Source organism: Bradyrhizobium sp. NAS80.1 (assembly GCF_001908205.1).
In the GTDB taxonomy this organism is placed as follows: Bacteria; Pseudomonadota; Alphaproteobacteria; order Rhizobiales; family Xanthobacteraceae; genus Bradyrhizobium.
In genome coordinates this window covers 43113-52400 of record NZ_LGHL01000234.1, presented here as the reverse complement: position 1 = coordinate 52400, position 9288 = coordinate 43113, and the positions used below count along the sequence as shown (strand labels likewise).

Here is a 9288-nt window from a genome sequence, read left to right as displayed (position 1 = left end):
GCCGCCCACCCAGTCGCTATCATCGACTTGGCGAGCGGAGAAAGTGTCGGCTATGTCCCCGAACACCCGTCGGTCATGTCCCCGGGCTGAACATCAAGTCGGGCGATGACAGCGGAGTGTGAGGACGCGCACTCCGTACCTGATCCTCGTGCCTCCTCACCATGAGGTCGGAGACCTTGATTTCCCCGCAGCTTCCTTCAAGGTCGCGCGCCATGACAAACATGCCTTTCTTCACCCGCGACGGCGAGACATTCCACCCGACGGAAGTCGCCAACGGTCCGTGGGATCCGAAATCGCTGCACGGACGCGTCATTGTCGGCCTGCTCGGCTTTGCCATCGAGGAGCGCCATTCCGGTCCCGAATTCGTGCCGGCGCGGCTCACCGTCGACATGTTCCGGCTGCCGACCATCGACAAGCCGATCGAGGTGACGACGCGGCTGGTCCGCGACGGCTTGCGCATCCGCGTGGTCGAGGCGGAATTCTTCTCGGCCGGCGTCAGCATGGCGCGCGCCTCGTGCCAGCTGCTGCGGCGAACGCAGAATCCGGACGGTAATGTGTGGTCGCCGCCGAACTGGGATGCGCCGAAGCCGGCCGACATTCCCAAGCCCACCGATCCCAGGCTCGGCATGAACGGCAAATGGGCGACACGACCGATCGTCGGCCATATGGGCTCGCTCGGTCCGCGGCGGCTCTGGATGAGCGAGGTGCGCGAGCTCGTTGCGGGCGTGCGGATGACGCCATTCGTCCATGTCGCGACCGGCGCCGATTTTGCGAGCCCCTTTGCCAATGCCGGCGACAAGGGGCTCGGCTACATCAACAGCGACGTGACGATCTATCTACACCGCTTGCCCGTGACGAACTGGATCGGCTTCGAGGTGATGAATCACCAGGCCACCGACGGTGTCGCGATCGGCGAATGCTGGCTCTACGACGAACAGGGCCCGATCGGCACCGCGACGGTCGCGGCGCTGGCGCAACGCAAGCCGATGGCGAAGCCACCGCCGCCGTAGGCACTCCGCTGTCATTCCGGGGCACGCGAAGCGTGAGCCCGGAATCCATACTCCCGTTCGTGGTTATGGATTCCGGGCTCGCGACTTCGTCGCGCCCCGGAATGACGGCGTGGAGACACCTAGCCCAAATGCCGCTTCATCTCCGGCCGCGCCTTCAGCTCGGCGCCCTGCTTGCCGACGATCTTCGCGATCCGCTCCGGCGCAAACTTCAAATCGACGAACGCCGGCGCCGTGTTGGCGACCTCGTGGTAGCCGGCGATCTTGCCGTCGCGCAGCGTCATGATCGCGACGCCTTCGAACATCGCCCGCGCACCGCCCGCTTCCGGCAAGGTCGAGCGGTAGCTGAAGGTATAGCGCGCATAGAGCGTGGTGCCGTTGGTTACAGGGTCATGCATGTCCCAGCGGAAATCGGTCGCCGTGCGATAGAACCGATCATCGACCATCGCGGCGATTTTGGTGCGGCCCTCGAATGCACCGTAGAAGACGTCGTGATAGACGCCGTCCTCGGTGAACAGCTCGGCAAAAGCCTTGCCGTTGCGCTGCTCGACCGCGTCGCAGAAGGCGCGCAGCATGGCGGTGGTGGTCATCGGCGGTTCTCCCTATTCTTGGTGGGCAGCTTCACCCGATCTCCGCCACGGCGGCAAGAATGCGCGCGATGTCCTGGGGGCGCGACAGGCGATGGTCGCCGTCCTGGATCATGGTCAGCACGACGTCATCGGCCGGCAGCCGGTGCGTCAGCGCGAAAGCATGCTGCCATGGCACATCAGGATCCTGCGCACCTTGCAGGATGCGGACCGGGCAGCCGAGATCGATGGCGCTGCCGAGCAGCAAATGGTTCCGCCCCTCCTCGATCAGGTTCCGCGTGATCGGATAGGGCGAGCCGTCGCCGTATTCCGAGGGCCGCAGCCAGACGCCTTTGGTCTCGATCTCTTTCTTCACCTCAGGCGAAAAATTCTTCCACATCAGCTCCTCGGTGAAGTCGGGTGCCGGTGCGATCAGCACAAGGCCGGCGAGCGAGGCCTTGCTGGTCCGCTTCTTTATCTCGCGCGCGAGCAGCAGCGCCATCCAGCCGCCCATGGAGGAACCGATCAGAACCTGCGGGCCACTGCAAAACCGCTCGAACACCGCCACGCTCTCCTCCAGCCAGCGTCCGATGGTTCCATCGGCGAAATCGCCGCCGGATTCGCCGTGGCCGGAATAGTCGAACCGGACTGCGGCACGGCCGTGGTTCCCCGCCCAGTCGTCAAGCGCTAGCGCCTTGGTGCCTTGCATGTCCGACTTGAACCCGCCGAGCCAGACCAGCCCAGGTCCGTGCCCAAGTCCCTGCCCAAGTCCCTGCCCGCGACGACTGCGCACGGCAATCCGGCGCGCGGACGGGCCGTCACCCACATCGATGAAGTCGAGCACGGCATCGGGAATTGCCTTGGTCATGGAACGTTTACTCTGGCTGTGCGGTTTGTGCTGTTCGGGCGTGTCCCGCAGCACAACCCCATGTCGGCATAGGCCCCTTTGGGACGCTTGCGGAACAGAAGCAAGGTGTCTATGTCGAGCAGCGTGCTGATAGGCGTGACCAAAATGCCTCGCATTTGAGGCTTTTTCGATCGCGGCACCAGCGACTTGCTTGCCGACTTGCCGGCAAACGCATCTTCCTTCAAAATAGCCGCTTCTTTCACAACGTTGGAGAACCACCCATTCGCCGTCCTAATAAAGCCCCGCCCGTTGCCAGCAAAGACGGGCCGCGCATCAATGATGATATTCGCAACGCGCAGATCCAGCTGATCGATCAGGCCGGTGACAACAAGGGCACGGTCGAGACCGTCCTCGCCATCCGGATGGCCCAGGAAGCCGGCATGGATCTGGTCGAGATTTCGCCGAATACCAGCCCTCCCGTCTGCAAGATCATGGATTACGGGAAGTACAAGTATTCCGCCCAGAAGAAAGCCGCCGAAGCCCGCAAGCGTCAGAAGACCGTCGAGATCAAGGAGATCAAGCTCCGACCGATGATCGACGATCACGATTACGACGTGAAGATGCGCGCGATGCAGCGGTTCTTCGAAGAGGGCGACAAGGTCAAGATCACGCTGCGCTATCGCGGCCGCGAAATGGCGCACCAGGAGATCGGCACCAAGCTGCTCGACAAGATCAAGACCGACGTCGCCGAGCTCGCCAAGGTCGAGCAGGACGCGCGGTTCGAGGGCCGTCAGGTCGTCATGGTGCTGGCGCCGCGCTGAGGCCGGTTCTTCAGGACTGAGAGTTCAACGGCCCGTCCGGATCTCCGGCGGGCCGTTTGTGTGTCAGGTCCGCGTCGCGTACCAGGTGCCGCTGCAGCGGTCCCCAGAAATGATGCCCTGCCAGTAGCCGGCGCCGGTCACACCGGCGAGACGGCCGCCGCCGCTGGCGTGGGACGCCCCGACCGAGACCTGAACCGCGACCGCGCCGCCGCGATTGACCCTGCCGGAAACCCGACCGCCGCCGGCGGACGAAACGCGGCCGCCAGTCACGGTGAAGGGAACACTGTAGCCCGAGCGGCAATTGCCGCGGGTGGTGGCGAAGGTGACATTCCAGACGCCGTCATAGCCCACACGATAGCCGCCCATACGGGCGTCGGCGGTCGAGGGCAGCGCGGCCGTGGCAAGAACGGCCAGGAGCGCCAGATGGCGCGGGCGGGCGAGATCAGCCAAAGAGGAGCGTGATTTTGAAAAATGGGCCATTTCGGTCCTGCTCCGGGCGAGGCGGCTTGGATATCAGGGTGGCTACTCCGAATAGTCGCCGGGCAGGTTCAGGCGGTTCATCGTTGCCAATTCGCTTCCGCTCTGTCATAAGCCCAACCTTCATCGCCCGGCTGATTAAGGGCTGCCGTGGCGGTGTTTCGTGCGGGTTTCGCGCTAGTCCGTAAAAACCTGAGCACAATCAACGCTCTAACGAGCATTTTTGACGGCCAGCCGCCTTCGCGGGCGGATATCTGCGGCCATTAGGAGAGCCAAATGCCCAAGCTGAAGACCAAATCGGGCGCTAAAAAGCGCTTCAAGGTGACTGCCACCGGCAAAGTGATGCACGCCCAGCGCGGCAAGCGTCACGGCATGATCAAGCGGACGAAGAAGCAGATCCGTCAGCTCCGCGGCACCCGCGTGCTGTTCAAGACCGACGGCGACAACGTCAAGAAGTACTTCTTGCCGAACGCCTGATCGCGTCCCTGATCATTGCCATCTGCGCCGCGTTTCGCGCGGCAATCCGAAACCAAAGTCATCTCTGAAGGATTTTTGTCATGGCTCGCGTCAAACGCGGTGTGACCGCCCACGCCAAGCACAAGAAAGTCTACAAGGCCGCCAAGGGTTTCTATGGCCGCCGGAAGAACACCATCCGCGCCGCCAAGCCGGCCGTGGAGAAGGCCCAGCAGTACGCCTTCCGCGACCGCAAGCGCCGCAAGCGCACCTTCCGCGCGCTCTGGATCCAGCGTCTCAACGCCGCCGTCCGTCCGTTCGGCCTGACCTACAGCCGGTTTATCGACGGTCTCGCCAAGTCGGGCATCACCGTGGACCGCAAGGTGCTGTCGGATCTCGCGATCCGCGAGCCCGCGGCGTTCCAGGCAATCGCCGAGAAGGCCAAGGCCGCTCTCGCTGCCTAAGGGCTAGCGGGCCTTCCGGCCCGCAGCCTTCAGCGCTCGTTGCGAGTAACGCTGGGCAACCTCCGCCCGGCAGAATGCCGTGAACGATAGATACATGGTGCCGGATTTATTCCGGTACTTTCGGTCGCAGACGCGCGTCTCGCGTTGGTAAGCGCGTTTCTGCGCAACGTTCAGGCCGGGCATGAAGTCCGCCTCGCATTTCTTCTCGACGGCTGCACCGAGCTTGACGTCGCCGCTCGCGGTCAATTCGCAATCCTGAAACACCTTCATCGCAGTCCTTCTGGGCACTAATGGTGTCGGCGACCTCGTCCAGCGTCATGGACTTCTCCATGCAAACCATGGCGTACGCCGGGGTGCCGGCGACCGATACAACGACGGCCACAACGGCCAGACAGGATCTTGAAAGCATCGCGCAGTCTCCTCGTATCCCCCTTGGTGCCGGGCCCCCGCGCGAGGTTCAACCCAGCCGTTCCCAAGCCCGAAATGACCGGCTTTTCGCTTGACGTTACGGCCTTCGGGCGGCGACAACCCAGCCGAATTTGGCAGCAGGGATTTGACTGTGTCCGACCTCGCAACGCTCGAAACATCCATCCTCGACCAGATCGCCGCCGCCGGCGATGAAACCGCCCTCGAGACTGTGCGCGTCGCAGCCCTCGGCAAGAAGGGTTCGATCTCCGCGCTGCTCGCCACACTCGGCAAGATGTCGCCCGACGATCGCAAGACGCAGGGCGCCGCGATCAACCAGGCGAAGGACAAGGTCACCGGGGCGCTCGCAGCAAAGCGCGACGTGCTGAAGTCGGCGGCGCTCGATGCGCGCCTCGCCTCCGAGACCATCGACGTCACCCTGCCGCTGCGCGACGCGCCGGCCGAGGCCGGCCGCGTCCATCCGCTGAGCCAGGTCTGGGACGAACTGACGACGATCTTCGCCGACATGGGTTTCTCGGTCGCCGAAGGTCCCGATATCGAGACCGACGACTACAACTTCACCAAGCTGAACTTCCCCGAAGGCCATCCCGCGCGCGAGATGCACGACACCTTCTTCTTCCATCCGAAGGAGGACGGCTCGCGCATGCTGCTGCGGACCCACACCTCGCCGGTGCAGGTGCGCACGATGCTGAGCCAGAAGCCGCCGATCCGCGTGATCTGCCCGGGGCGCACCTACCGCATCGATTCTGACGCGACCCACACGCCGCAATTCCACCAGGTCGAAGGCCTCGTCATCGACAAGAGCTCGCATCTCGGCCACCTCAAATGGATCCTGCACGAGTTCTGCAAGGCGTTCTTCGAGGTCGACCACATCAACATGCGCTTCCGCCCCTCGTTCTTCCCGTTCACGGAACCGTCGCTGGAAGTCGATATCCAGTGCCGCCGCGACAAGGGCGAGATTCGCTTCGGCGAGGGCGAGGACTGGCTTGAGATTCTTGGCTGCGGCATGGTGCATCCGAACGTGCTGCGCGCCTGCGGCATCGATCCCGACGAGTACCAGGGCTTTGCCTGGGGCATGGGCATCGACCGCATCGCCATGCTGAAATACGGCATCGCCGACCTGCGCCAGCTCTTCGACAGCGACGTCCGCTGGCTGTCTCACTACGGCTTCAAGCCGCTCGAAGTGCCAACGCTTGCCGGAGGGCTGAGCTCGTGATGGCAGTGATTGGACATACGAAGGCTCTCTCCGTTCCCTCCCCCCTTGTGGGGGAGGGTCAGGGAGGGGGGTAGCCGCGGATGCCGCACGCAGTTGTGAGTGAGCGTCAGCGCAGCCGGGCGAAACAGCTTCGCCGAGCGATGACGCGCGCCGAAACACTGCTGTGGCGCTACTTGAAGGCCAATCGAATGGATGGTGTGGGCATTCGTCGCCAAACACCAATCGGAAATTACGTCGCCGACTTCGTGTGCTTCTCATCAAAGCTCATCGTCGAGCTCGACGGGGAGTCGCACGATTTTGAAGAACGGCAAAAGGCAGATCAGCAGCGCGATGCGTTCTTCGTCGCCGAGGGCTTTCAAGTTCTGCGATTCACCAACGAGCAGGTGATGTCGAATCTCGAGGGAGTTGTTGAGGCAATCCGCCAGGCCGCTTCCGCTAGAGCCCGCGGCTTACCCCCCTCCCTGACCCTCCCCCACAAGGGGGGAGGGAACATTGATACCTCCCAAGACCATTCCGTAATCACTGACAAGAGCCGAGGCACACAGCCATGAAATTCACCCTCTCCTGGCTGAAGGATCATCTTGACACCGACGAGCCGCTGGAAAAGCTCGCCGACAAGCTCACCATGATCGGGCTCGAGGTCGAGAACATCGAGGACAAGGCGAAGGCGCTGAAGCCTTTCACCATTGCGAAGGTGATCTCGGCCGAGCAGCATCCGAACGCGGATCGCCTGCGCGTCTGCATGGTTGACACTGGCGACGGCGGTGCGCCTGTGCAGGTCGTCTGCGGAGCGCCGAACGCGCGTACTGGTCTCATCAGCGTGTTCTCACCGCCCGGCACCTACATTCCCGGCAAGGACATCACGCTCGGAATCGGCACCATCCGCGGCGTCGAGAGCCGCGGCATGCTTTGCTCGGCGGCTGAACTTCAGATCTCGAACGACCATGAAGGCATCATGGAATTGCCCGCGGATGCGCCGATCGGCGCGGGCTATGCCGAATGGGCCGCGCTTGGCGATCCCGTGGTCGAGATCAATCTGACGCCGAACCGGCAGGACTGCACCGGCGTGCACGGCATCGCGCGGGACCTCGCCGCCGCCGACATGGGCAAGTTCAAGGACCCGACGATCAAGCCGATCAAGGGCGAATTCCCCTGCCCCGTGAAGGTCACGGTCGAGGACGCCACGCTGTGTCCGGGCTTCGCGCTGCGCCTCGTGCGCGGCGTGAAGAACGGCCCGTCGCCGGAATGGCTGCAGAAGCGGCTGACCGCGATCGGGCTGCGCCCGATCAACGCGCTGGTCGACATCACCAATTTCATGACCTACGACCGCGCGCGCCCGCTACACGTGTTCGACGCGAAGAAGGTGAGGGGCAATCTTGTCGTGCGCCGCGCCCGCCACGGCGAGACGCTGCTCGCGCTCGACGGCCGCACCTACAATCTCGATTCCAACATCTGCGTGATCGCCGATGAACACGGCGTCGAATCGCTCGCCGGCATCATGGGCGGCGAGGCCTCGGGCTGCGACGAGAACACGACCGACGTGCTGATCGAATCGGCGCTGTGGAACGAGATCAACATCGCGCAGACCGGCCGCAAGCTCGGCATCAACTCGGATGCGCGCTACCGCTTCGAGCGCGGCGTCGATCCGGCTTTCATGGTGCCGGGGCTCGAGCTCGCGACGAAACTCGTGATGGAGATGTGCGGCGGCACGCCGTCCGAGAATGTCGTGGTCGGCAAGGCCTTCGGCGACGACCGCGTGATCGATTTCCCGATCACCGAGGTCAAGCGTCTCTCGGGCATCGAGGTGCCGCAGCCCGAGATGAAGCGCATCCTGACCCATCTCGGCTTCATGATGGCGGGCCCGGGCCCCGTGGTGAAGGTCGCGGTGCCGTCGTGGCGCTCCGACGTGCACGGCAAGGCCGACATCGTCGAGGAGATCATCCGCATCTTCGGTGTCGACAAGGTGCCGATGACGCCGTTCGAACGTGGCGAGGACGCGCGGAAGCCGGTGCTGACGCCGCTCCAGCTCCGCACCCGCCGCGCCAGGCGCGCGCTCGCGAGCCGCGGCATGATCGAAGCGGTGACCTGGTCTTTCATCACGAAGTCTGCGGCCGAGCTGTTCGGCGGCGGCCAGCGCGAACTCGAAGTAGCCAACCCGATCGCGTCGGATTTGTCCGACATGCGCCCGACCCTCCTGGCGGGCCTGATCGCGGCGGCACAGGCCAATGCCGATCGCGGCTTTGGCGATGTGGTGCTGTTCGAGGTCGGTCAGGTCTTCAAGGGCGACCGCCCGCAGGATCAGTTCATGGCCGCGAGCGGCGTCCGCCGTGGCTTTGCCTCCTCGGAAGGTCTCGGCCGGCACTGGTCGGGCTCGGCGCAGGCTGACGTCTTCGACGCCAAGGCCGATGCACTGGCCGTGCTGGCTGCCGCCGGCGCGCCGATGCAGGCGCTTCAGATCGTCGCCGGCGGACCGGCATGGCTGCATCCGGGCCGCTCCGGCACGATCCAGATCGGGCCGCAGAACGTGCTCGGTTATTTCGGCGAGGTGCACCCCCGCGCGCTCGAGGCGCTCGGCGCCGATGGTCCGCTGATGGTGTTCGAGGTGATCCTCGATCGCATCCCCGAGGCGAAGAAGAAGCCGACCCGCGCCAAGCCAGTGATCGAGCTGTCGGCGTTCCAGCCGGTCTCGCGCGACTTCGCCTTCATCGTCGACCGCGGCGTGAAGGCCGGCGACATCGTGCGCGCCGCGCAAGGCGTCGACAAGAAGCTGATCACCGGCGTGAATGTCTTCGACGTCTACGAGGGCAAGGGCATCGATGACGGCAAGAAGTCGATCGCGATCGCGGTCACGATCCAGCCGCGCGAGAAGACGCTGACCGACCAGGAGATCGAGGCCGTCGCCGCGAAGGTCGTGGCGGAGGTCACGAAGAAGACCGGCGGCACGCTGAGAGCATGATGCCGAGGAGCATGAACCGGTTTTCGGACAACATCATGCTCCAGAATCATCAAGC

General features: G+C 64.1%; 11 protein-coding genes. 7 read left to right on the top strand and 4 right to left on the bottom strand.

Annotated elements, in window-relative coordinates; genetic code table 11:
- Positions 1 to 212: 212 nt before the first annotated feature.
- Positions 213 to 1010 carry an acyl-CoA thioesterase domain-containing protein gene (locus AC629_RS39055; protein ID WP_084810009.1) on the top strand — a complete coding sequence of 266 codons (798 nt, stop codon included), beginning with the start codon at positions 213 to 215 and terminating at the stop codon, positions 1008 to 1010.
- 119 nt (positions 1011 to 1129) lie between these two features.
- On the opposite strand, the gene AC629_RS39050 is transcribed toward AC629_RS39055, so the two are convergent.
- Together AC629_RS39050 and AC629_RS39045 are read right to left on the bottom strand one after the other, a co-directional pair.
- Positions 1130 to 1597, bottom strand: a complete 468-nt coding sequence (locus tag AC629_RS39050) for a nuclear transport factor 2 family protein (protein WP_084810008.1) — start codon at positions 1595 to 1597, stop codon at positions 1130 to 1132.
- Between the two features lie 31 nt (positions 1598 to 1628).
- A complete protein-coding gene (locus AC629_RS39045) occupies positions 1629 to 2441 on the bottom strand; it encodes an alpha/beta hydrolase (protein ID WP_084810007.1) in 813 nt (270 codons plus the stop codon).
- Positions 2442 to 2701: 260 nt separating this feature from the next.
- Between AC629_RS39045 and infC the strand changes: the two genes are divergently transcribed.
- Positions 2702 to 3241 carry a translation initiation factor IF-3 gene (infC, locus tag AC629_RS39040; RefSeq protein ID WP_084810012.1) on the top strand — a complete coding sequence of 180 codons (540 nt, stop codon included), beginning with the start codon at positions 2702 to 2704 and terminating at the stop codon, positions 3239 to 3241.
- 63 nt (positions 3242 to 3304) lie between these two features.
- Here infC and AC629_RS39035 read toward each other — a convergent pair whose 3' ends face one another.
- Complete coding sequence (locus AC629_RS39035; RefSeq protein WP_084810006.1) at positions 3305 to 3721, bottom strand: hypothetical protein; 417 nt, start codon at positions 3719 to 3721, stop codon at positions 3305 to 3307.
- Between the two features lie 273 nt (positions 3722 to 3994).
- Here AC629_RS39035 and rpmI point away from each other — a divergent pair, with 273 nt between their 5' ends.
- Positions 3995 to 4195 (top strand): 50S ribosomal protein L35, encoded by a 201-nt coding sequence (gene rpmI / locus AC629_RS39030; protein ID WP_008539890.1) that lies wholly within the window; start codon positions 3995 to 3997, stop codon positions 4193 to 4195.
- Between the two features lie 80 nt (positions 4196 to 4275).
- On the top strand, positions 4276 to 4635 hold the full coding sequence (rplT, locus tag AC629_RS39025; RefSeq protein ID WP_084810005.1) for a 50S ribosomal protein L20: 360 nt from the start codon (positions 4276 to 4278) through the stop codon (positions 4633 to 4635).
- A 3-nt stretch (positions 4636 to 4638) separates the two neighbouring features.
- On the opposite strand, the gene AC629_RS39020 is transcribed toward rplT, so the two are convergent.
- The gene (locus tag AC629_RS39020) at positions 4639 to 4905 is read right to left on the bottom strand and encodes a hypothetical protein (protein ID WP_502693093.1); all 267 of its coding nucleotides are present in this window, start codon (positions 4903 to 4905) and stop codon (positions 4639 to 4641) included.
- 289 nt (positions 4906 to 5194) lie between these two features.
- Here AC629_RS39020 and pheS point away from each other — a divergent pair, with 289 nt between their 5' ends.
- From pheS to pheT, 3 genes are all read left to right on the top strand, one after another.
- Entirely contained in the window at positions 5195 to 6277 is a 1083-nt protein-coding gene (gene pheS, locus AC629_RS39015; protein ID WP_084810004.1) for a phenylalanine--tRNA ligase subunit alpha, read from the top strand.
- An 80-nt stretch (positions 6278 to 6357) separates the two neighbouring features.
- Positions 6358 to 6828: an endonuclease domain-containing protein gene (locus tag AC629_RS39010; protein ID WP_084810003.1), complete on the top strand. Its 471-nt coding sequence runs from the start codon at positions 6358 to 6360 to the stop codon at positions 6826 to 6828.
- Positions 6825 to 9233: a phenylalanine--tRNA ligase subunit beta gene (gene pheT / locus AC629_RS39005; RefSeq protein WP_084810002.1), complete on the top strand. Its 2409-nt coding sequence runs from the start codon at positions 6825 to 6827 to the stop codon at positions 9231 to 9233. Before AC629_RS39010 ends, pheT begins: the two co-directional genes overlap by 4 nt.
- Positions 9234 to 9288 lie beyond the last annotated feature (55 nt).